This window comes from Spirosoma sp. 48-14, from assembly GCF_001898575.1.
Lineage (GTDB): Bacteria > Bacteroidota > Bacteroidia > Cytophagales > Spirosomataceae > Spirosoma.
The window spans coordinates 360,358-381,855 of record NZ_MKUD01000010.1 but is presented as its reverse complement, the minus strand read 5'-3'; the positions used below and the strand labels follow the sequence as shown (position 1 = coordinate 381,855).

The following is a 21,498-nucleotide window of genomic DNA, read 5'->3' as shown; positions in this document are numbered from 1 at the left end:
GCTAGTGTAAAGTTCTTCCAACTACTCAGCTTTTATGAGCAAAAGTACCCATTTCTGCTTTAACCCGCATAGCTTGTTTCAGATGCCGTTCGGTATGAGCTGCTAACATCAGGAACGCGTCGCCCAGCCGAATCTTGACCCAGTTTCCAAACAGGGTCATGACTTTTTCCCGATTCCAGTCGAGGTAACCGGCTTTATCCAGCAGACTATGCAGTAAGGTTTGTAATTCAATAAATTGTCCCAGTACATCAGCCGGAATCAGGTCAGCCGCTGTTCGGGGACGTACCACACCAGGAGCAGGCAGTTTCAGTTTTACCTGTGGGTCTACCGCAAACAACAGCGCCTTCCCAACCCAATCGCTTTGTAGGGTTTGATCGGTTGGCATTGTCTGAACCAACCCCAGTTTATCCACTTTATGTTGAATATTCCGAATGTAAAAGCGCTCAGACAGATTCAGGTGTTGTAGACATTCAACAATACTCCAGCGATCAGGCGCTGGTTTCCAGCGAAGCTGCTCCTCGGAAAGAGGAGCAAACTCCTGATCAACCGTTTGCAGAATCGTTGAAAGACGCGTCTGAAGATCTTGAACTGTCGTAAGTTTTTGCATAGGAACGGCTGCGACGGATGATCAACCCGAAAATTTAACAAGCAATATATCAATAAAAATTTGTGTTCCTGCCGTATTCCAAGTGTATCGTTACTTATTGCGCTTCCAGATGTGCCTGTTGAAACAGTTCGATATCACGCTTGGTGTTCAAGTCAATAGCCCCGGCTTCAAACGGCACTTCGGCACAATCGTCACGGTGCCGAACAATGATCCATTGCAGGCTTTTATCCCCTTCTAACTGAAGCAATTCCGTAATATAGTCCCGATTAAAAATGGCAGGAACCCCAATTTGGGTACTATATCGGCAGGCGATAATTCCTTTACCCGACTCACTCCGCACCTCAAGCATATGTAGCAACAACCCCAGTGATACCAATGGCTGATCGATATGCAAAACCAGCACCCCATCTATATCTTTATGCGTCAGATAGAGTGCCGCCAGCCCCGTTTTGAGCGACGATGCCTGACCTGTAGCCCAGCCGGGGTTATCGATGACTGTGATGGGTAAGCCTGACAGCTCCGGTATAATTTGTTCGCGCCTGGCTCCCAGTACGACCACAACAGGGCCCCGTTGCAAGGCAAGCGCACTCTCAGTAATCCGCCGAATCAGGGTCTGCCCTTTATAGATAAGCAGTTGTTTGGGTTCGCCCCCCATACGAGATGAATCCCCGGCGGCTAATATGATGGTTCCTATTCTCAAGTGGTTTTCTTTTTACGTCAAGACGAATGTAGGAAAAAGGATTGAGGAGTTAGGAGCGAGGAGTGAGAATAGCTGACGCATAATTTTGTATCGCACTCGCTATTCTCACTCCTCGCTCCTAACTCCTCACTCCTTTTTCACCAAACACCTCAGTTGGATAGCCAACCTGCACCAACGATAGCCCCTCAGCAGGAGCAGCACGACCAGCCTGCCTTCGGTCGCGGGACAGGATGATTCGGTCAACATCAACGACACGAAGTCGCCCCTGCCCTACGGCCAGCAATGTTCCCACAATTGCTCGTACCATGCCGTGCAAAAACCGATTGGCCCGGATATGAAATACTAAATCGCCGTTTGACTTTTGCTCCCAATATGCCCAGTCGATCTGACAGTTGAACGTTCTAACATCGGTTTTTACTTTACTGAAACTCTCGAAATCAGTGTGATTCAATAAAATAGCCGCAGCTTCGTTCATCTGGTCTACAGCCAGTGAGGGCGTAAACACGTAGGCAAGCCCCTCCTGAAATGGATCTTTTCGCCGGATAATCTGGTACTGATAATAGCGAAACGTAGCCGTGTATCGAGCATGGTCGTCGGCACGAACCGGAAAGCAATCATACACAGCTATATCAGGCGGAATCAGACTGTTTAACGAACGCAGTAGATGTGGTGGCAACGCATCGTCGGTTTCAAAATGGGCAAATTGCTCACGGGCATGTACACCCGCATCGGTTCGGCCACTCCCGACAATCGGTATGGGTTTTCGGAATACGGTCGAGAGCGCTTTCTCAAGCACTTCCTGAACGCTCACCCCATTCGGTTGACGTTGCCATCCGTGGTAGTTCGTTCCTCGATAAGCCAGTTGAAGGAAATAACGCATAGCCGCAAAAATACGGCCTGGATATCGGATATAAGTAGTAGGGGCTTTGGTATCCGTGAAAATCCGGTGTCCAAAGCCCTACTCCAAGAGGAAGGGCCGAAAAAACGGTACGAAATCAATCGATTGAACGAACTTGTTAATCACATCTCGTACCGGGCACCGCTCATTTACATTTCAAAGCAGGTTGTTGCTTTGTTATACTACCTAACTACTATTCGTTAGATAGGGTTTTATAAAACCAGATAAAAACGCAACTAATCCGCTCTTCAGGCTGACCCCATCCCTACTTTCCCCACTGAACTATCAAAGCCGCTCCACTTCGAATCGTATCTCGTCGATCAATTGACGAAGTCGATCCGTATTGGGCGGTGGTGGCGGCATGGTCTGACTGACAAACGCACAGATTTCCCAGACTTCCAGCACATCCTTCAAGGCAATTTCCTGATTAGGGATATCAGCCCGGTCGGCAGTCAGCAATAGCGTCCCTTTTATCTTCACCTGATTGTATACACGACGACAACAGATACCCGCCCCAGTCGAAGGTTGAGCAACCAACAGCACGTATTGTTTCCCATCGGCAATATCGAACCAGTTCCGTATAAACCGCCCCACAAGCAGGGCTCCGGGAAACACGAAATCATCCCCAGCCTCAAAAGCGCGGTAATGGCCTTCGGGCAAAGTCGGCAGGTGCATGGCGGGCAACCGATAGATGAAATCGGGCTGCTGATACCGCTGTTTGTACTCTCCAAACAGCCGTTGCATGACTACTGGAATGCTGGGGGCAAGCGCCTGGGGAGCAGCCGTCGGCTGTGCTGATCCAAACGATTCCTTATATACGTTGTTGAACGTTAATGGCTCCTCTGGCCGGGAAGCAGGCATGGCAGGCCGTGGCCCCGAAGGCTGACCAAACAACTCATCGACAGAAGGTTGGGCGGGCAAACTAACCGGCCTGGCACTCGGTTGTACAGACTGAAACGCGGCTGGTTGCCGCGACTGGTCCGGCCGGATGGGCGAGGTAATGACCGGCGGCCCTGGCACAGTATGATCAATTGCTCGGCGTGGTTCTTCCTGCGTTTTGTAATACTTATTCAGCACCGACGACAGTGGCTGAGGTTCAGGTGCCGAAGAAGCTGGCTGGGCAAAAATATCCGGGAAATCAGGATGTTGAAATGGGTCGTTTTCATCCGCATCAAGCTTTCCGTCGGTACGAATAGTCGATGGTCGTGAATCGATTGGTTTGGATGCCTGTCCAAGTGGGATACTTAAATTAGGGGTTTCGCGGATTTTCCGTAGATCCTGCCGCGTCAACAATTCAACGGTTGTATTGAAAGCTCTGGCAATTGCCTGCATATTCTGCTGATTCGGGTTGGCACGACCCTCCTCATAAGCCCCTAATAATGAACGCTTAATATTAATCTTTCGGGAGAACTGCTCCTGCGTCAACCCATTGAGCTTACGCAGATAGCGGATATTATCACTAACGAGCGACATCCAGTATTGGTGATAAAGTTTCAGCTAAGATAAACGATTCATCCTGTAAATCCATATCAACCATTATTTTGTATTTTTATCGTAAAAAGTAGTCCGTTTACGCTTTTCTGTTTACTGCTCACAATTCATCCGTTTACAGGGTCTGTTTTCAAAAGCTGTGTAGCGACGAACAGACTGTTGAATCAGTCCGCAGTAGGCTGAATATCACAAACTAAAATTCAATACCCGTACCCCTATGATCACCCCCGCTCCGAAAATTGATGTGTATGCTACGATTCGGTCTGCTTTTGACGCCCAACGTCGGCATGCTCCCCAACAGGCGCTGACCACCGTTGAACAGCGTCGTGAGCGACTCCTACGTATTCAATCCTGGATTACGGTTCATGAAAAGGCTATCCAGCAGGCCATGTACACTGATTTTCGGAAGCCTTCGGCCGAAGCTATGCTTGGGGATCTGATTCCTCTCCATGCCGAAATCAGGTTTGCCATCCGCCATTTGAATCAATGGATGAAACCGCAGCCACTGCCTACACCATTGCCCTTGATCGGAACACGCAGCTACATTCATCATGAAGCCAAAGGAAATATCCTGATCATCTCTCCCTGGAATTATCCGGTTTCGTTAAGTCTTCGCCCACTGGTGCTCGCCCTAGCGGCTGGTAATGTGGTGATTCTAAAACCTTCCGAACTAACACCTCATACCTCTGCGCTGCTAAAGCAGATGATTAGTGAGTTGTTTCCGCCCGAAGAAGTTTTTGTTATCGAGGGCGATGCAACGGTATCACAGGCACTGCTTGAGCTACCGTTTAACCATATTTTTTTCACCGGAAGCCCGGCTGTTGGGCGGGTTGTGATGGCGGCTGCGGCCAAACACTTAGCGTCAGTAACCCTCGAACTCGGTGGTAAATCACCTGCCATTGTCGATGAGTCAGCCAATCTGACTCAGGCGGCCGAACAACTTGCCTGGGGTAAATGCCTGAATGCGGGGCAAACCTGCATTTCACCCGACTATGTACTGGTTCATGAGTCGGTCAAAGCGCCTTTCGTGAATTTGCTCAAAGAGCGCTTGCAAAAGATGTATAGTCCAGATGGCCAGCCCATTGAATCATCCACCAGTTACGCTCGTATTATTAATAACCGCCATTTTCAACGGTTGAAACAGACCCTCGATGATGCACTATCCAAAGGGGCTACGGTTACGTTTGGCGGGAAGGCTAATTCAGCCCAAAATTTTATGGAACCTACGGTACTCGAAAACGTGACGGATGCTATGCAGGTGATGCAGGAAGAAATTTTTGGGCCTATCCTTCCTGTTATTTCGTTCAACAACCTTGATGAGGCTCTGCAAACGATCAACCGACGCGAAAAGCCACTGGCACTTTATATTCACAGCCGAAACCGAAGCCATACACGCTATATTCTGGATCATACATCGGCCGGCGATACGGTCGTAAATGACACGATGCTTCAGTTTTCAACCATCGACCTGCCATTCGGGGGTGTTAATCACAGTGGTATTGGTAAGTCGAACGGAATTCACGGATTTCAGGAATTTTCGAATCAACGGGGGGTGATGTACCGCGATTTCGGAACCATGAAATTCGTCTATCCACCGTATACCGACTCCGTAAAAAAACTCATCAATTATATCGTAAAGCTGTTGTAAGGGGTAGAACGTCATTTACCTTACGCTTACTTTTGGGCAAAAATCCAGCATAGCCGAGCACCTGACGGTTTCTTTGATGGCGCTCTGCCCAACGTTACGCTATGTCAAATTCTTCAGTAAGTAATCTGCTGGCCCGGGTTGGCCTCGACTGGTTTATTCTGGCTCTGCTGGGCATGATCGGTTTAGCAAAACTCTGGCCTGAGCCTGGCATTCAGGAAGGAATTGTATCGCTTTCGGCCATCGCTACGTATGGCGTTTCGTTTATTTTCTTCTTCTACGGGCTTCGCCTGAACATGGAGCAATTGCGGGCGGGGTTACGCAATCATCGGCTGCATCTGGTCATTCACCTGACTACATTCGTCCTGTTTCCGGCCATCGTCCTGCCTATCCGTTCGCTATTGATGACGCCCGAAACCTCACTATTGTGGCTGGGTATTTTTTATGTGGCCGTCCTTCCCTCCACCGTATCATCGTCGGTTGTGATGGTATCCATTGCAGGAGGCAATCTTCCGGCAGCTATCTTCAATGCCAGCATTTCGAGCCTGATTGGGGTGTTTATAACGCCCCTCTGGATGAGCTTTCTGTTAACCAGCACCACCGGGCAGTACGATCTGGGGAGCGTTATTGGTAAGTTGACCGTTCAGGTTATCGTACCCGTTGTACTTGGTTTATTGCTTAACAAACGTTTGGGATGGTTTGCCAATCGCTACAAGAACTATCTGCGCTATGGCGATCAGCTCACTATCCTGCTTATTGTCTATACCTCATTCTGCGAATCGTTTTCACTAAACCTGTTTGCCAACTACTCATTCGGTGATCTGGCCTGGTTGTCGGCGCTGATGCTGGGCTTATTTTTTCTTGTCTTTGGGCTAGTGTATCTGCTCGGCAGGCTATTGAATTTTTTCAGGGAAGACAACATAACGGCCTTGTTTTGTGGCTCAAAAAAATCGCTGGTGCAGGGAAGCGTCATGGCCAAAGTATTGTTTCCGGCTACAACAGCCGGGGTTATGCTTCTGCCGATTATGATTTATCATGCGCTCCAGCTTATCATAGCCAGTATTATCGCCCAGGCAATGGCCCGCCAGACGACACGTTCGAAAGTCATTCAGAAGTGATTTCAGGTACTTTGGCAGATTGAAACCGGCATTCGGCCAGATTCGCCTATAGCACGATTAAACGCAGGTGCGGACTTTCCTTCTAAGAATCAGTAACGCACAATAAAACAGATACTGATCATGAAAAAGACAATCGCCACCGCCCTTACATTTTTCGCTTTTGCAACTACTGTAACGTTTGCTCAGGGCGTATATTCAAAACCTTTCGATAACCGTGCTCCTCAATATGGAGGCCAGCATTACGACAGGGATCAAGTTCAGGATGAACTCAAAATCGATCGGATCGATGCCATTGTTGGCCTATCCCGCCGTCAGGAAAAACAACTGCATAAAATCGAGGATAATTATGACCGCATCATGCAGACGTCCCGCATGACCCCTGATGGCCTTCGTCAGCTTCAGCTCCGCAAACGCCAAGATATGCTGGCCGTACTGACCTCGGCCCAACGCGATCGGTTGTTTGCCGCTCAAACCAATACCCGCTACAACCGCAACGCTCCCCCCTTCGGCCGTCGTGGCTAATAAAAAGTAATGGATAATGGATAATGGACAATGAATAATGGTAGACTAGCAGCCATTATTCATTATCCATTATTCATTACCATACTCTTGTATATTAAATTATCGGGTTGGGGATTATCTTTTTAGGGTAACCCGGTAGTTTTGCGCGTTCAGCCAACAACGCCTACACGCTGTGTTACCTCACTCAACGCTACAAACCGATTTTGACCGTCATGCCTTCGGCCCTGATTTTACCTGGGGAACTGCCACAGCCGCTTATCAGATTGAAGGGGCAGTTGACCGGGACGGACGCACCCCTTCGGTATGGGATATATTCAGCAAGCAGAAAGGAAAAATAAAAACTGGCGAAACAGCCGATTTTGCCTGCGAATTCTACGACCGTTACGAGTCTGACCTTTTGCTCCATAAAGAGCTGGGATTTAATGCCTTTCGTTTTTCGTTATCGTGGTCTCGTATTTTGCCCGATGGGGTTGGTCCTCAATCGGGGGGGCGTATTAACGAAGCGGGTATTGCCTTTTACGACCGATTGATCGACCACTGTCTATCACTGGGCATAACTCCCTGGATTACCTTGTATCATTGGGATTTGCCCCATGCCCTCGAACAGAAAGGAGGCTGGCCAAACCGTCAGATTGTCGATTGGTTTGCTGAGTTTACCAACATCTGCACGCTGGCTTTCGGCCATAAGGTAAAGCACTGGATTATTCTGAACGAGCCCCTGGCCTTTTCGGTACTGGGTTATTTTACCGGGCAACACGCTCCGGGTCGGCGGAGTTTTCGGAATCTGTTGCCAGCTATTCATCATACGGCTCTGGTTCAGGCCGAAGGCGGTCGCATTGTACGCCAAAATGTACCCGATGCACTTGTCGGCACCACGTTTTCCTGTTCGCCGATCGACCCATTTACCCCCCGCGACCAGGCGGCTGCTACGCGTGTGGATGCGCTGTTGAACCGGCTTTTCATCGAGCCCGCCCTTGGTATGGGGTACCCAACCAGGGAATTACCGTTTTTAAGCGGCATTGCTAAAAAGGTTGCGAAACCTGGCGACATGGAACGGCTGGCGTTCGACTTCGATTTTATCGGTATTCAGCACTACTTCCGGGCAGTTGTCGAGCAGTCCTATTTTATGCCGTATCTCTGGGCAAAGGACGTTTCGCCCCTCCGACGCAATGTGCAGACAATCACCGAGATGGGTTGGGAGGTAAATCCCGAGACGATGTACCGAATCATCCACCAGTTTGGGCAGTACGAAGGGGTTAAACAAATCTATATCACCGAAAGTGGAGCGGCTTTCTACGATACGGTTCAGCAAGGCATGGTTCACGATCCGGCTCGCGTTAGTTATCATCAGGATTACCTGAAAAGTACCCTCAGAGCTAAGCAGGAAGGCTTTCCCGTTGCAGGCTACTTCGTCTGGACCTTTCTGGACAACTTTGAATGGGCCGAAGGCTATCGACCCCGTTTTGGTCTTGTTTATGTCGACTTTCGGACCCAGAAACGGATTATCAAATCGTCAGGACGCTGGTTTCAGCAGTTCCTCAATGATTAATGTCAGGCATACCGCCCGTCGTTGTCACAAAAACAGGAAGGTTCGATCAGTAGTTTTGCCTTCGAGTTCATTCATTTTTGACTAATACAACCACACAATGGCGTTTCATTTGCCCATTACCAGTCCAGAAAGAGCCGTTTCGGCTATTCAGTCCGGCAATCGCGTTTTTATTCACAGTGTTTCCCAAACTCCGCATACGCTCATTAATGCCATGGTGGCCCGCGCCGATGAACTGCGCGACGTAGAGATATGCCATATGCACACCGAAGGGCCATTGCCTTATTTGGACCGGCAATATCAGGCTTCGTTCCGGCCCAATTCGTTTTTCATTGGGGCCAATATGCGGAAGCAATTGGCCGAGGGTATCGGTGATTATGTGCCTATTTTTCTGAGCGAAATACACCTGCTTTTCCAGCGCAATATCCTGCCTATTGATGTAGCACTTATTCAGGTTTCGCCCCCCGATGAACATGGCTACTGTTCGCTGGGCGCTTCGGTCGATATCTCACTGGCGGCTATTCATTCAGCTAAGTACGTAATCGCTCAGATTAACCCACGTGTACCACGTACCCACGGCGATGGACTTATCCCCGTTTCCTTATTACATGCGGCCGTCGAAGTCGATACGCCTATCTATGAAGTATTGCCCGCTCCAATCAGCGATCTGGATCGAAAAATTGGTCGCTACATTGCCGGGTTGGTCGATGATGGAGCTACGCTTCAGTTGGGTATTGGTGGGATTCCGAACGCTACGGTGGCTGAACTGGTCCATCACAAACGGCTGGGGATTCATACCGAGATGTTTTCGGACGGCGTTATCGATCTGATCGAACGAGGAGTTGTTACCGGCGAACACAAAACCGTACTACCTTATCGGGTTGTTTCTTCCTTCGTGATGGGGAGTCAGCGTGTGTATGATTTTATTAACGACAATCCCGGTGTTGCGATGAAACAGACCAGCTTCACCAACGATACAGCCATTATTCGGCGAAACCCCAGGGTGACTGCCATCAATTCGGCCATTGAAATTGACCTGACCGGGCAAGTCTGCGCCGACACCATTGGTACATACCAGTATTCAGGTGTTGGCGGGCAGATGGACTTTGTTCGGGGAGCCACCCTGTCGGAAGGGGGCAAACCCATCATTGCGTTAGCCTCAACAACCAGCAAGGGCGAAAGCAAAATTGTTCCATTCCTGAAAGAAGGGGCGGGCGTAACCACCACCCGTGCGCATGTCCATTACATTGTGACGGAGTATGGCATTGCCGACCTATACGGCAAAAATCTCCGTCAACGCGCCCGTGCCCTGATCGACATCGCCCACCCCGATCATCGGGAGACGCTGGAGCGGAAAGCGCACGAACGGTTCAAATAAAGGAGGGGTATCACAGCAGACCTACCCCAGGTTAATCAATTCTGCCGTGATGGCGCTATTGGCAGCTACCGACTTAGCAAAGGGCATGTGACCTTTAGGGGTAAGCAGGTAGAGCTGGCCACCCCCACGTAACGCCAATTGATTGAGCAGTTTGAGCTTGGATACTAACCCATCTACCGGGTCGGTTTTAAGTACAACGGTAAAGTAGGATTTTTGCTCAAACTGCTGAGCCGTTACATCGGGAATAAATGTTTGACCATCCTGTTGGCGACCAAAGCCTCCTGGTTTTGGATACCCTTCTATATTGGCCTTAATGTCAACAAAACCTCGGGATCTAGCCCAGGCAACCGCCTGGGCAATGTAAATCTGTTTGCTCATTTGCAGGATTGAATTGTAAGAAATAGTTTAATAGTGTTGCTTATGACGATCAAGAAAAGGTTCGTTCCATTTCAGAAACGGCCCGTCGGATATGCCGGTTCAGATACACTCGCTGGTCATCGATAAAGAAAGCCTGTTCATCATCGAATCCAACGGAGAAAAAACAGCCGTTGGCAAAATACCCCCAGCCCTCATTCGTGTATCGGTTTAAGCGATTCGTAGTAAGCTGTCCAGATTTTTCGGCAGCTAAGCCGGGCAGGCAATCATACATCCAGTTAATTAAAGAGGAAATGTCCTGTATTTTACCGTTTACACCTACGTCGTCCAGGAAATCAACGCGTTTACCCGCCTGATCGGCCAGCACCAATACGCTGTGGAGCGACTTGATTAGTTGCGCAAATTCTGATTTCCAGGGATCGTCTTCGGATGTATTGAGGTTGAATACGGGCGAATCTAGCGCTGTACGTATCGCTATTAAGTGATCTTTGATCGGATTGCTGTTGGGCTGCATAATATAAGGGCGTATACGTTTAAACTTCGGATGGCTCATACGGGTAAACCTCGTAGCCGTCTGTTTCAATAACACCTAGTTGAGATCCTTTGGGCAGGCCTACTTCGTTAAAACCCGCAAACAGGGTAATCGTAAGATCCGTAAACATGAGCAGACTTTCGTTAACAATTGGTGGTCAAAGACCAAACTGAGGAATCAGATCCTGCCGTTTAGCTGCCTGATCCGCTGTCAAATACAAGACCTTACGGGGCATATCCCGTACTAAATAGGGCTTTTTACTAGCTTCAATCAGTTGATGAGCGGCTAGCTGCCGTTCTCTTGACGTTGTTTTCATACGTTCTTTTACCAGTAAAGACTATTAATTTTTCGCGGGAATAATGGCCAGCGCCGAGCGAAGCCAGCGTACGTTAAGAGCTAATGAAGCTGTTGACATACAGGTACCAAACGGACCATTGACAAAATAGACCCACCTGCATTGTGGAAGGGATAACAGTTGGGATAGAAAAAAGGAAGGCTAATCTCTGTAGCAAAATGGGTTCGAGTTGCAGTCCATCCGACTTGATCACCTAAACCAGCGTTGGCCGATTTCAAAAGCAACGGGTTGCCCTGGATAAACTTGAGAGAATTTGCCCAGATCAGATGCGTGGCAGTAAGGAGATGGTTAATCCCGTTGGCAACCAGGTAGTCAATCATGAGCAGGGCATTTGACCGCCGGTTAGCACATACGCAACAACGTAGTATACCTTTAACGCGTTATCACCTAAAAAGATTACAATTTCACCTACTATTTAATGAAATTTACAAATAAGGTCAAAAAAGACGGCAATTCTCAAAATACTTTGAAAATCAATAGGATAGTTCAGTTAATAGCTGTAGATTTACACAATCTTAATAATTAGAAGAATGCAAATAGGAACCGTTAAGTTTTTTAATGAACTCAAAGGATTTGGGTTTATCAGTCCTCAAGACAATCAACCTGATATCTTCGTTCATGCCTCCGGCCTGATTGATCAAATCCGGGAAAATGACCAGGTGAAATTCAATGTCATCGATGGTAAGAAGGGCGTAAACGCTGTGGATGTAGAAGTAATTTAAGTTGCTTTACTATATAGTCAAGACTTGTTAAAACATGCCAATGGCATGTTTTTTCGTTTTACTCCATACAGAAAATTAGTCTGACATATCTTTCTCTTCATACTAATGGCGGGATAAACTGGCAAAACCCGATTAGCAACCCATTGCAAGTTGTACTAACTCCATTATATCTACGTCAAACGAGTTAATGTGCTGGTGAAGGTAAGCTCCGTTTCAGATGAGCCCGTTGTTCCCGTCACGGGGGCTGCCTCAGTCGGGTCGGGTGCACAGGCCAATGGAATATGACCTTCTGTAGCCAGCATACCTGAGGTTGGGTCAAGTCCAATCCAGCCTGCGCCCGGCAGGTACACCTCCGCCCAGGCATGTAAATCCAGCGAATTCACCACATCACTGGAGCTATCAACTTTTGAGGAGTCGTGCGTCGCTACCTGGGCCAGATACCCCGAAACAAAACGGGCTGCCAACCCTAACGATCGTAACAACTGCACCAATAGCCAGGCCGAATCCCGGCACGAACCGATTGCCCGGCGGAGCGTTACGTCCGCTGGTTGCACTCCCGCCTGAAGGCGAACCTGGTAGGTAATGGCCTGGTTAACCTGCTGGTTTAAACCAATCAGAAAATCGAGGGAGTCCTGCCTGGGATGCTGTTTAAGTTGATGGATCCACTGAGTCAGATAGTGTCCCTGTTCCGTAATTTCCAGATAAGGCGTCAACGCTTTTTTGAGCGGAGCCTCATAATCAAACGGAAAGGAACTGGCGTAACCATCAATAAAAAAATCGAAGGGATTAATGGGCTCCAGATTCGCAATCAACTGAATACGAATCGTCATGGAGGTCACAGAACCCGTAAAATCGACTCGTGTCACAAAATTACCAAAAGGTTCCTGCATCTCATGCACTACATGATTGGCAGGTTCAATAGTCAACTGATACGATTCAATCACAGTCCGGCTATGAGCAGCCGGTTTGAGCCGTATCAGTTGGGGCGACAAAAAGGCCGGTCGGTTATACTGGTACAGGGTTTGGTGAATAAGCTCAACACGGATGGCCATATGGATAGATACAGTAAGGGCAATACGTTACATTTTTTCAAATACCATCCGGTAATGCTCCATCGTTTCCTGCTCAAAACATACTCGATTGGGGCTAACCCGAAACACAGCAATCAAATCCCGGAAGGCTTTATTGGTTAACATCTTGGGCAGTAACGAAGCATAGAGCCCATATTTTTGCAGGTTAAACGCACGGAAGCGTTTTCGCCACTGGCCAATGGTTTCAATATAATCCAGTCGGCCGCTACTTTTCGAGATGAGTTTGAAATGAGGTTGTGCGTTGCTAGTAACCTGCTCGTGCCCATAGGGTAGCCAGGAACCTGGAAACTGAGCGATCATCAATGCCAGCGCATAAGAGGGCGAATCGGTGGGTGCATCCAGACTGATTTCTTCGAAGGGAATCATGTTCTTGCCAAAAACCATGGTCTGTATGTAAGCCCTGCCCCCAACGGGTAGTAAGTCGTTCAGTTTGGCAAAGAAATCGGCGTAAACTGCGTCCTGCTGCCCCGTCAGATATTGTTCGACCGAACAGAAATGCTCCATCGCTCCAACACTACTAATGGCGTCGAAGGTACCGTAATCAGCGGGCGTAATCTGGCGACAATCTTTAATATCGACCATCAGTCCGTTTGCCCGGCAGGCTGCGGCCTGCCCCTGCGAAAGCGTTACACCTTGGCCAATAGCGCCCCGTTCTTTTACATATTGAAGAAAGGGCCCCCAGCCGCAACCCAGATCCAATACCCGCGAACCGTCGCCTATACGCAAACTATCGGCGATGAACTCATGTTTCTGGCGCTGTGCCTGCTCCAGCGTTAGTGAGAAATCGCCATTGTACATAGCTCCGCTGTAATCGCCGGTTTGGCCCATGCTCAAACGAAATATTTTATCAATCGTAGTGTAGGTGAAATCAAGGTCTTGTTGAGAAGCCATACGCCGAGTTGTTAAAAAGGAGAATACTATACTGTCTGAATTGCACTACGTCGGTCTAGGCGGGTCGTCCCAGAGTTTGTAACAGGCGAAAATGGGAATAGAGTGCCGAGCCGAAGCTGCGATTCTCCAGATAGGGTAACCCAAATTCATGCGCCGTACGTCTGACAATAGCCGTAATAGCCGGATAATGAATGTGGCAAACCTTAGGAAATAAATGGTGCTCAATTTGGCGATTTAAGCCGCCACAGATAAAGGCTGCTAAGGCTGAGCGGGGGGCAAAGTTGGCCGTCGTGTACAACTGGTGCATCGCCCAGGACTCCTGCATATTACCTTTTTCGTCTGGTACAGGGAACGTAGTACCTTCTACGGTATGGGCTAATTGAAAAACAAGGCCTAATACCAGCCCCTCGGCCAGGTGCATGACCAGAAACCCGATTATTATCTGCCACCAGGCTAAACTGAGCGCAGCAAACGGCAGCACCAGAAAGAAAACATAATACAGTACCTTGGTCACGAATAGCTTAACGTATTCGCGTCGAGGATGCGAGGTGGTATCGTGTTGTCCAATCCGGCTCTTAAAGAACTTGACATAATCCTTTCGCAACACCCACGATAGCGACGCCAGAGCGTATAGTGGAAAGGTGTACCACTGCTGATAGCGATGCCAGGGCCGGAGCGGCTCCTGAGGATCTAGTCTGACCAGTCCCGGTGCTACTTCAATGTCTTCATCATGACCAGGAATGTTGGTAAAGGTATGGTGAACGATGTTGTGGGTAATTTTCCAGACGTAGGGGTTAGCTCCCAGGAGATAGAAACTTCCACCCAGCAATTTATTTACCCATGGACGAGCTGAAAAAGCACCATGCAATGCATCGTGGGAAACGTTAAAGCCAATACAGGCGGCAAACACGCCGAGTAAAACGGCTAGTACCAGCATGGTTCCCACACCAAACTGATTGGACAGAATCAGTCCGTAGAGCAGGGCGTACCCCACTAGAAAAAACAGCGTCTTAGCCCACATGGCCCCGTTGGCATGGGGCGAAAGAGCGTGTTCAATGAAATACGCATCGACCCGTCCGCGAATGGTAGTAAAAAATGTAGACCGGTTCGTATTGGTAAATTTAAGTTTGATAGGCATAAAAAGTAGTTAAGGGATGAGTTGACCGATCTATTGAATCTGCCTCAGCAGTTGTAAGGGCGAACGGCCTTTTTCAATAATTGTGGATTCCACGCATAAGATTAGGGACCATAGTAGCGTAGGGGCACCTTTGGTGCAACTAATCAGCAAGGCCTTACGGATTAAAAAGTAGATTAGGTTCAACGCGCAACCGGAATCACTCCTCGTTATAACCTGAAGGCGTTCGCTGAACCAGGTCGGTCGGTAACGAGGGCTCAAACGAGTCAACCAATTGTTTGGCTGCAACTAGCTTAATAAGAATGATGAGACAAGTGTACGTAACTTGTTGAATGAGACTGAAAACGTAATGGGAGTAAATGCCGAACAGGCTAAAAGAAGGGCGTCTAAAGTGTAAGCAGAGTCGTACGGATACTTACGAAAACAACCAGAAAAGTAGCGAGTGAGAAAGATTCACGTTCTAAGTGAATCCATGTTCTACTAATAACTGGCTAATAGACGGGTTTGTTCATAACCAGCCTAATTTATACAATAAAAAACAGTCGGTAAAAACGAGGATCGTGAACCGCGTTTTCACCGACTACGTACTAAAAAAGTTACAGCCCGCATACGTTGCGTACCTGGCTACACCTGAAATCAGACTCTTCGTCCCTCCCAGAGGGGAAGTTAGTCAGGGTGCATTTTTAAAAGAGCCTGTGTATCTCACATTCGATTCAATCGACGATCTACGAATACTTTCTCTGGCCTTACCCCTTAGTATTACATCGTTTTCAGCTTGTCGATATTCCGATAACTGATGGCGATGGATTCGAGCGGAGGCAGTTTGCAAACGTCCTGCTCAACAAAGTAATGCGTCATACCCGCCGTTTTCTTCTCATCGAAAATACGCTGGAAGTTGATGGAGCCTGTACCCACGGGTGCAAACGCCCGTTCGGCTGTTTTTTCCATGTCTTTGACGTGCCAGAGTGGGAACCGGCCAGGGTGTTTTTTGAACAGCGCCACCGGGTCCTGATTGGCAAACGTTGCCCAGTACAAATCCAGTTCGAGTTTGACCAGTTTAGGATCCGTGCCACTCAGTAGGATGTCGTACGGCAGTTTTCCGTCCATTTCCTTAAACTCAAAATCGTGATTGTGGTAGCAGAACTGCATCCCGGCGGCTTTAACCACCTCCGCCGACTTATTGAACAGATCGGCAAATTGCTTATAGTCGTCCAGTTTTGTGCGTTCGTTGGGGAACAGGTATGCGCAAACCATATATTGCTGACCCAACGTAGCGGCATCATCAACGGCACGTTTCCAGTCGTTGGTCAGCGTCCCCTTAACGGTGGGCATTGTTTTGCCGGTTGTATAATGTCCGCTTGGCACGGCCAGACCGAGATTTTTCAGAAGAGCCGAAAACTCCTTCGGGGTTTTGCCGAAGAACTTTCCATCCGCATAGCCAAATAGTTCAACTTCTTTGTAGCCAATTTCGGCCACCTTTTTAAGTGTCCCCTCCGGGTCCTTTGCCATCAAATCGCGCAAGGTGTACAACTGCAAACCGACTTTCTTGGGCGACATCGCCAGGGCATCCAGATTGGGCAGTAAAGCTGCCGAGGTTGCCAACGCACCAAGTTTAATAAATTGCCGACGGGTAATGTTTGACGAATGGTTCATGATGTAATAGGTCGGTTAATGAATTGTAGCAGGCTACTTACCTGCTCACCTAGTGGCTAAAGAATCAGGTAGTCTGGGTTTACTGTTCTCCCCTAATCAATATCCAGCTATTGGATTCATTAACGGTCGATTAGTTAAATCAATGTATGATTTTTTTGAGTGTTTCAGCATTCCTGACGGCATTCCCACCCCCATCGTTGTTAAAATACACAAAGATTTCCTTACCCATCCGTGCCCATTCGCGTAGTCGGTCGGCCCACCAATGAAGGTCAGCATCGGAATAGGAGCCGCCGTATAAGTGCTGTTTATCAGGCCCGTGCATGCGTACATACACAAATGGAGCTGTCGCTCGCAGGATACAGGGCAGGTTCGCTCCGCTCATGATACAATAAGCGGCCTGGTGCTGTTCCAAAAGCTGAAAAATAGACTCCTGCTGCCAGCTTGGGTGGCGAAATTCCACGGCAACCCGCATCCAGTTTGGAATTTGCCTTAGAAAATAAGCCAGCCGATCATAGTCAAAGGCATGGTTGGGTGAAAGCTGGACCAGTAGAATGGCCCGTTTTTCGCCCAGTTCGTGCCAGCAGGCTTTTATCCGATCCAGCCAGACTTCGGGCGAGTACAGTTTTATAGCATGAGTAAGGCCACGGGGTGCTTTCACGGTCAATAGAAAGCCATCGGGCAACCGCTGTCGCCAACCGGCAAAAGTGGCCTGCTTCGGCCAGCGGTAGAAACTGCTATTCAACTCAACCGTCTGAAACCGCTGAACATAATAATCACGTCTGCGATGAACAGGTGTTGCTGGTGGGTATAAAACACCCTGCCAGTGGTCATAACTCCATCCTGAAGTGCCAATATGTATGCCCATAAAAAACCCTGTAAGGTCTTCTAAGACCTTACAGGGTTGAACGCGTAGGCTAATAAACTGTTATTTCTTTTTTGAAGCGACGGGTTTACGGGCCGACGAGGATGCCTGATAACTGATTTTAAAGAGTGTCCCATGCAGATCGTCTGTCACATAAAGGGAGCCATCGGGCCCTTGTGCCAGGCCACAGGGACGATGCTGAACGGGGCCGGTTGGTTTCTCCAGATCAATACCCGCAAAATTATCCGCAAAGATTTCCCAGGGACCAGCTGGCTTACCATTCTTAAATGGCACAAAACCAATCATGTACCCTTTATGTATGGGCTGCGACTGACTATGGAAGGCAATAAAGGCCCCATTCCGATAACGCTCCGGGAAAGCCGTGCCCGTATAAAACAGCAGCCCGTTCGGGCCGAGGTGGGCCGGAAACGCCATAACCGGATTGATTGCTTTTTCACCACCCGTTTTCTTGCCATCTCCACCATATTCAGGAGCCAGAATTTTCTTCTTCTGCACCGGATCGTAATAGATATACGGCCAGCCCGCATCATCGCCCTGATGGAGTTCATACATGGTTTCGGCAGGCAGTTCTGCACTCATTTGGGGTGTGTAATACTGCGGATAAAAATCGTCGAACTTACCCCGACCATGCTGCATCACAAACAGCGTATTGGTTTTAGTGTTCCAGTCCAGTCCAACTACATTTTTCAGTCCGGTCGCGTACCGGATACCATCGCCGTACGATTGATTCTGCGCATCGGCTTTGAACCGCCAGATGCCAGCCGCTGAATCCAGAATAGAACACGGCGTCATGCCTTTACCAGTACCTGCTTCCCGGCACGCATCGTTGTACGAGGCCACGTTGACATACACGTAATTCTGGTTGTCGACAACGATGGATTTCGACTGATCCCGATCTCTCAGGACTAACCCCGAAACCAGCTTTTCAGGCTGATCGGGGCTGATGACTTCTTCGTTGGCGTCTAGCTTATACCGAAAAATGCTATTATTCGACGAACTGTAGAGGTAGCCGTTTTTAAGAAATATACCTGTACCTGGGTAATCACCAAACCCAACCCGTTCATCGATCTGGCCATCCTTGTTGGTATCTCGAAGCCGATAAATTCCTTTCCCGTCCTTTAGTTTGGAAAGTTTCACATAAATGTCTCCGCTTTTTGTAATCGCAATGTGCCGTGCTGGCCCCAGGTCTTCGGCCACAACGGTTCCGGTAAAACCTGACGGCAATTTTAAGGCAGGCGGAGCATCACTTTTCTTTTCAGTTGGCGATCCCGGTTTAGGAGGTTTACTAGGGGTAGGTGTACTGTTACCGTCTGTAGCCAGCATAGCCGCCAGCAGACATACAATGCCCAAAAAAGGTTTATTCATGGTTTTCGAAAATAATAGGCAGGTCAATTTGACTTGTTTAAGCGACCTTATTAAAAAGCGACTTCTCGTCTGGAAATACTGAAATCATTCTTTACCAATTGCCCACAAAAAAGCCGCACCAGTGCTCAACACACTGACACGGCTTTTGCAAAAACTGTCCATTCAACGAATAACCAGACCTAGACCAACCCTTTTTTCAATCCCTTAACGGCGTAGTCGGCAGCGCGGGCTGTCAGGGCCATATAGGTCAGCGATGGATTTTGAGTCGACGTCGAGGTCATACAGGCTCCATCGGTCACAAACACATTTTTACAGTGGTGAACCTGATTCCATTTATTGAGGATCGAAGTCTTCGGGTCTTTCCCCATACGGGCACCACCCATCTCGTGAATATCGAGACCGGGGTTACGATGATCATCGCGGACACGAATGTTTTTGAAACCGGCTTCCGTAAACATTTCCGTCAGTTGCTCCTGATAATCCTTCACCATTTTATCGTCGTTATCGTCGTAGGCGATTGCTATTTTCAGTTGCGGAATACCATACGGATCTTTCAGCGACGGGTCGAGTGCTACGTAATTGGTTTCTTTCGGAATGGTTTCGCCCATCATGTGCGACCCAACATACCAACCGCCCAGTTTCGGATTGAGGAGGCTCTCTTTCAGGTCGGCTCCTACTCCACTCTGATCTGTCCGCGAGCTACGGCCAGCCGAGAAACCAGCCGCATACCCCCGCAGGAAGTTCGTTTCCTGCTTTTCAACATTGCGAAAACGGGGAATATAGGGGCTATTGGGACGGCGGCCATCGGTAGTCGAATCCAGATCTCCATCGTACTCAGCCGAAATTCCTGCCCGGTAATTATGAAACGCGACGTATTTGCCTAATACACCGCTATCGTTACCAAGACCATTCGGGAAGCGATGTGAGGTTGAGTTCAGCAGAACCAGATTGGAGTTTAGGGCAGCCGCATTGAGGAAAATGATGCGGGCATAAAACTCATGCATCTGTTTCGTTTGTGTATCTACCACCCGAACACCCGTTGCTCGCCCCTTCGCTTCATCGTAAATAATCGAATGCACGGTCGAGTGCGGCCGCAACGTCATTTTACCCGTTTTAGCTGCCCAGGGAATTGTACTGGAATTGCTACTGAAATAGCCCCCGAACGGGCAACCCCGCTCACAAATGGTTCGATGCTGGCATTGCGCCCGGCCCTGCTGGAAGTGAATGGGCTGCGGCTGTGTAATGTGGGCAGCCCGGCCCATAATCACATGCCGATCCTTATAACGGCCCGCTATCTTTTTCTGAAAATGCTTTTCGACGCAGTTCCACTCATGCGGAGGCAAAAACTCACCATCGGGCAAGGTGGCTAAGCCATCTTTATTCCCGGTAATCCCCGCAAATTTTTCGACATAGCTGTACCAGGGAGCAATGTCGGCATAACGAATCGGCCAATCGACTGCGTATCCATCGCGGGCAGGCCCCTGAAAATCGAAGTCACTCCAGCGTTGGGTCTGACGTGCCCAGAGTAGCGATTTACCACCGACCTGATAGCCCCGAATCCAGTCGAAAGGCTTTTCCTGAACGTACGGATGTTCGGCATCTTTCACAAAAAACTGCTCGGTCCCTTCGTAAAAAGCGTAACACTTGCTGACAATGGGATTAGCCTCTCGAACATCCAGTTTGAGCTGATTTCGGTGCTCAAACTCCCAGGGCTGCATATTCGTCGTTGGGTAATCGGTTACGTGCCGAACATCGCGGCCCCGTTCGAGTACCAGTGTGCGCAATCCTTTTCCGGTAAGTTCTTTAGCTGCCCAGCCCCCGCTGATTCCCGAACCAATCACAATAGCATCGTAGGTATTCTGAGCCTGGGCGTCAATATTGAAATAAGACATAGTTTTTAGGAGTGAGGAGCGAGGAGTTAGAAGTGAGAACGGCTGGCGCACGAAAATTTATCAGCCATTCTCACTCCTAACTCCTCGCTCCTAATTACTTTTTAGATACAGGAACACAGCCGTAGTAGTGGCCGGGGATAAACTGGTAATGGGTCAGATTCGTCATGACATACTCCGATGTCATATAACCCCGGATGGTCAGTCCTTTCACAAGGCCATAAAAATCTTTCTGGGCCGAATCATCTGATTTCGACAGTTGGGTCATCAGGCCAGTCCGTTGTGCTACATCACCCTGGTTGAATGGCTTTCCGAATGATTTCTGCGCCCATCCATCGAGTGATTCAAGGCCGTTTTTGAATCGATCCTGGGCCGTTTTGTCGTAACAGTCAGCTACCATTTTTTGCACAAACTGGTGAACATTCAAAGCTTTAGCCCCTGGCGTGTCGGTTGCCGGAATAATCGTTTCGACCATTTCGGCCAGCAATTCCGTTTGTCCGGTGGAGATAAACGGTTGTGATGAAGGAATCGATTCGGCCGTCCAGCCATTAGCCCAGGCAGGCAGACTGATCAGTCCACCAACGGCTCCCGCCATTGTTTTTAATGCATTGCGTCTTTCCACAGATTTTGATTACGCTACTGGTTAAGTTGGTACTATCTATTCTTGTAAAGATACAACGTAAATACAATTACTCTATGCGG

Annotated in this window: 22 protein-coding genes; 6 read left to right on the top strand and 16 right to left on the bottom strand. The window is 48.7% G+C overall.

The genetic code is table 11. The features are described from left to right. Positions 1-25 precede the first annotated feature (25 nt). The 4 genes from BGO59_RS10000 to BGO59_RS09985 form a co-directional block, all read right to left on the bottom strand. Complete coding sequence (locus BGO59_RS10000) at positions 26-607, bottom strand: DinB family protein (protein ID WP_293683480.1); 582 nt, start codon at positions 605-607, stop codon at positions 26-28. Between the two features lie 94 nt (positions 608-701). Then, a complete protein-coding gene (locus BGO59_RS09995) occupies positions 702-1,307 on the bottom strand; it encodes a nucleotidyltransferase family protein (RefSeq protein ID WP_293683479.1) in 606 nt (201 codons plus the stop codon). Between the two features lie 118 nt (positions 1,308-1,425). After that, positions 1,426-2,187, bottom strand: a complete 762-nt coding sequence (gene truA / locus BGO59_RS09990) for a tRNA pseudouridine(38-40) synthase TruA (protein WP_293683478.1) — start codon at positions 2,185-2,187, stop codon at positions 1,426-1,428. Positions 2,188-2,490: 303 nt separating this feature from the next. Continuing rightward, positions 2,491-3,678, bottom strand: a complete 1,188-nt coding sequence (locus tag BGO59_RS09985; RefSeq protein WP_293683477.1) for a helix-turn-helix domain-containing protein — start codon at positions 3,676-3,678, stop codon at positions 2,491-2,493. A 235-nt stretch (positions 3,679-3,913) separates the two neighbouring features. On the opposite strand from BGO59_RS09985, the gene BGO59_RS09980 reads away from it, so the two are divergent. The 5 genes from BGO59_RS09980 (at position 3,914) to BGO59_RS09960 (ending at position 9,905) form a co-directional block, all read left to right on the top strand. Continuing rightward, the gene (locus tag BGO59_RS09980) at positions 3,914-5,344 is read left to right on the top strand and encodes an aldehyde dehydrogenase family protein (RefSeq protein WP_293683476.1); all 1,431 of its coding nucleotides are present in this window, start codon (positions 3,914-3,916) and stop codon (positions 5,342-5,344) included. A 101-nt stretch (positions 5,345-5,445) separates the two neighbouring features. Beyond that, positions 5,446-6,459 (top strand): bile acid:sodium symporter family protein, encoded by a 1,014-nt coding sequence (locus BGO59_RS09975; RefSeq protein WP_293683475.1) that lies wholly within the window; start codon positions 5,446-5,448, stop codon positions 6,457-6,459. A gap of 120 nt (positions 6,460-6,579) precedes the next feature. Then, entirely contained in the window at positions 6,580-6,981 is a 402-nt protein-coding gene (locus tag BGO59_RS09970; protein ID WP_293683474.1) for a hypothetical protein, read from the top strand. A gap of 172 nt (positions 6,982-7,153) precedes the next feature. After that, positions 7,154-8,530, top strand: coding sequence for a GH1 family beta-glucosidase (locus BGO59_RS09965; RefSeq protein WP_293683473.1), 1,377 nt, complete (start codon positions 7,154-7,156; stop codon positions 8,528-8,530). Between the two features lie 97 nt (positions 8,531-8,627). Next, positions 8,628-9,905, top strand: coding sequence for an acetyl-CoA hydrolase/transferase C-terminal domain-containing protein (locus BGO59_RS09960; RefSeq protein ID WP_293683472.1), 1,278 nt, complete (start codon positions 8,628-8,630; stop codon positions 9,903-9,905). A 21-nt stretch (positions 9,906-9,926) separates the two neighbouring features. Here the strand turns inward: BGO59_RS09960 and BGO59_RS09955 are convergent, their stop codons facing one another. From BGO59_RS09955 to BGO59_RS09940, 4 genes are read right to left on the bottom strand one after another with little or no spacing between them, the layout of a single operon-like run. Then, the gene (locus BGO59_RS09955) at positions 9,927-10,283 is read right to left on the bottom strand and encodes a hypothetical protein (protein ID WP_293683471.1); all 357 of its coding nucleotides are present in this window, start codon (positions 10,281-10,283) and stop codon (positions 9,927-9,929) included. A gap of 49 nt (positions 10,284-10,332) precedes the next feature. Continuing rightward, the gene (locus BGO59_RS09950) at positions 10,333-10,794 is read right to left on the bottom strand and encodes a hypothetical protein (RefSeq protein ID WP_293683470.1); all 462 of its coding nucleotides are present in this window, start codon (positions 10,792-10,794) and stop codon (positions 10,333-10,335) included. A gap of 19 nt (positions 10,795-10,813) precedes the next feature. Further along, a complete protein-coding gene (locus BGO59_RS09945; RefSeq protein WP_293683469.1) occupies positions 10,814-10,942 on the bottom strand; it encodes a hypothetical protein in 129 nt (42 codons plus the stop codon). 27 nt (positions 10,943-10,969) lie between these two features. Beyond that, a complete protein-coding gene (locus tag BGO59_RS09940) occupies positions 10,970-11,128 on the bottom strand; it encodes a hypothetical protein (protein ID WP_293683468.1) in 159 nt (52 codons plus the stop codon). A gap of 569 nt (positions 11,129-11,697) precedes the next feature. Between BGO59_RS09940 and BGO59_RS09935 the strand changes: the two genes are divergently transcribed. Continuing rightward, on the top strand, positions 11,698-11,889 hold the full coding sequence (locus tag BGO59_RS09935; RefSeq protein ID WP_293683467.1) for a cold-shock protein: 192 nt from the start codon (positions 11,698-11,700) through the stop codon (positions 11,887-11,889). A 170-nt stretch (positions 11,890-12,059) separates the two neighbouring features. Here the strand turns inward: BGO59_RS09935 and BGO59_RS09930 are convergent, their stop codons facing one another. The 8 genes from BGO59_RS09930 to BGO59_RS09895 form a co-directional block, all read right to left on the bottom strand. Continuing rightward, positions 12,060-12,941, bottom strand: a complete 882-nt coding sequence (locus BGO59_RS09930; protein WP_293683466.1) for a transglutaminase family protein — start codon at positions 12,939-12,941, stop codon at positions 12,060-12,062. A 27-nt stretch (positions 12,942-12,968) separates the two neighbouring features. Continuing rightward, entirely contained in the window at positions 12,969-13,871 is a 903-nt protein-coding gene (locus BGO59_RS09925; protein ID WP_293683465.1) for a class I SAM-dependent methyltransferase, read from the bottom strand. Between the two features lie 55 nt (positions 13,872-13,926). Beyond that, complete coding sequence (locus BGO59_RS09920; protein WP_293683464.1) at positions 13,927-15,009, bottom strand: acyl-CoA desaturase; 1,083 nt, start codon at positions 15,007-15,009, stop codon at positions 13,927-13,929. Positions 15,010-15,765: 756 nt separating this feature from the next. After that, positions 15,766-16,659 (bottom strand): sugar phosphate isomerase/epimerase, encoded by an 894-nt coding sequence (locus BGO59_RS09915; RefSeq protein ID WP_293683463.1) that lies wholly within the window; start codon positions 16,657-16,659, stop codon positions 15,766-15,768. 139 nt (positions 16,660-16,798) lie between these two features. Beyond that, on the bottom strand, positions 16,799-17,524 hold the full coding sequence (locus BGO59_RS09910; protein WP_293683462.1) for a DUF72 domain-containing protein: 726 nt from the start codon (positions 17,522-17,524) through the stop codon (positions 16,799-16,801). Positions 17,525-17,584: 60 nt separating this feature from the next. Beyond that, positions 17,585-18,907 (bottom strand): sorbosone dehydrogenase family protein, encoded by a 1,323-nt coding sequence (locus BGO59_RS09905; protein WP_293683461.1) that lies wholly within the window; start codon positions 18,905-18,907, stop codon positions 17,585-17,587. Positions 18,908-19,086: 179 nt separating this feature from the next. Next, positions 19,087-20,799 carry a GMC family oxidoreductase gene (locus BGO59_RS09900; protein ID WP_293683460.1) on the bottom strand — a complete coding sequence of 571 codons (1,713 nt, stop codon included), beginning with the start codon at positions 20,797-20,799 and terminating at the stop codon, positions 19,087-19,089. Between the two features lie 94 nt (positions 20,800-20,893). Next, the gene (locus tag BGO59_RS09895; RefSeq protein ID WP_293683631.1) at positions 20,894-21,391 is read right to left on the bottom strand and encodes a gluconate 2-dehydrogenase subunit 3 family protein; all 498 of its coding nucleotides are present in this window, start codon (positions 21,389-21,391) and stop codon (positions 20,894-20,896) included. Between the last annotated feature and the right edge of the window lie 107 nt (positions 21,392-21,498).

What these genes read in the sequence shown, in the direction of transcription:
- BGO59_RS09985 (WP_293683477.1), bottom strand. Translation starts at nt 3,678, where the DNA reads ATGTCGCTCGTTAGTGATAATATCCGCTATCTGCGTAAGCTCAATGGG.
- BGO59_RS09930 (WP_293683466.1), bottom strand. Translation starts at nt 12,941, where the DNA reads ATGGCCATCCGTGTTGAGCTTATTCACCAAACCCTGTACCAGTATAAC.
- truA (WP_293683478.1), bottom strand. Translation starts at nt 2,187, where the DNA reads ATGCGTTATTTCCTTCAACTGGCTTATCGAGGAACGAACTACCACGGA.
- BGO59_RS09980 (WP_293683476.1), top strand. Translation starts at nt 3,914, where the DNA reads ATGATCACCCCCGCTCCGAAAATTGATGTGTATGCTACGATTCGGTCT.
- BGO59_RS09955 (WP_293683471.1), bottom strand. Translation starts at nt 10,283, where the DNA reads ATGAGCAAACAGATTTACATTGCCCAGGCGGTTGCCTGGGCTAGATCC.
- BGO59_RS09935 (WP_293683467.1), top strand. Translation starts at nt 11,698, where the DNA reads ATGCAAATAGGAACCGTTAAGTTTTTTAATGAACTCAAAGGATTTGGG.
- BGO59_RS10000 (WP_293683480.1), bottom strand. Translation starts at nt 607, where the DNA reads ATGCAAAAACTTACGACAGTTCAAGATCTTCAGACGCGTCTTTCAACG.
- BGO59_RS09900 (WP_293683460.1), bottom strand. Translation starts at nt 20,799, where the DNA reads ATGTCTTATTTCAATATTGACGCCCAGGCTCAGAATACCTACGATGCT.
- BGO59_RS09910 (WP_293683462.1), bottom strand. Translation starts at nt 17,524, where the DNA reads ATGGGCATACATATTGGCACTTCAGGATGGAGTTATGACCACTGGCAG.
- BGO59_RS09920 (WP_293683464.1), bottom strand. Translation starts at nt 15,009, where the DNA reads ATGCCTATCAAACTTAAATTTACCAATACGAACCGGTCTACATTTTTT.
- BGO59_RS09970 (WP_293683474.1), top strand. Translation starts at nt 6,580, where the DNA reads ATGAAAAAGACAATCGCCACCGCCCTTACATTTTTCGCTTTTGCAACT.
- BGO59_RS09975 (WP_293683475.1), top strand. Translation starts at nt 5,446, where the DNA reads ATGTCAAATTCTTCAGTAAGTAATCTGCTGGCCCGGGTTGGCCTCGAC.
- BGO59_RS09905 (WP_293683461.1), bottom strand. Translation starts at nt 18,907, where the DNA reads ATGAATAAACCTTTTTTGGGCATTGTATGTCTGCTGGCGGCTATGCTG.
- BGO59_RS09950 (WP_293683470.1), bottom strand. Translation starts at nt 10,794, where the DNA reads ATGCAGCCCAACAGCAATCCGATCAAAGATCACTTAATAGCGATACGT.
- BGO59_RS09915 (WP_293683463.1), bottom strand. Translation starts at nt 16,659, where the DNA reads ATGAACCATTCGTCAAACATTACCCGTCGGCAATTTATTAAACTTGGT.
- BGO59_RS09940 (WP_293683468.1), bottom strand. Translation starts at nt 11,128, where the DNA reads ATGAAAACAACGTCAAGAGAACGGCAGCTAGCCGCTCATCAACTGATT.
- BGO59_RS09895 (WP_293683631.1), bottom strand. Translation starts at nt 21,391, where the DNA reads ATGGCGGGAGCCGTTGGTGGACTGATCAGTCTGCCTGCCTGGGCTAAT.
- BGO59_RS09945 (WP_293683469.1), bottom strand. Translation starts at nt 10,942, where the DNA reads ATGTTTACGGATCTTACGATTACCCTGTTTGCGGGTTTTAACGAAGTA.
- BGO59_RS09925 (WP_293683465.1), bottom strand. Translation starts at nt 13,871, where the DNA reads ATGGCTTCTCAACAAGACCTTGATTTCACCTACACTACGATTGATAAA.
- BGO59_RS09960 (WP_293683472.1), top strand. Translation starts at nt 8,628, where the DNA reads ATGGCGTTTCATTTGCCCATTACCAGTCCAGAAAGAGCCGTTTCGGCT.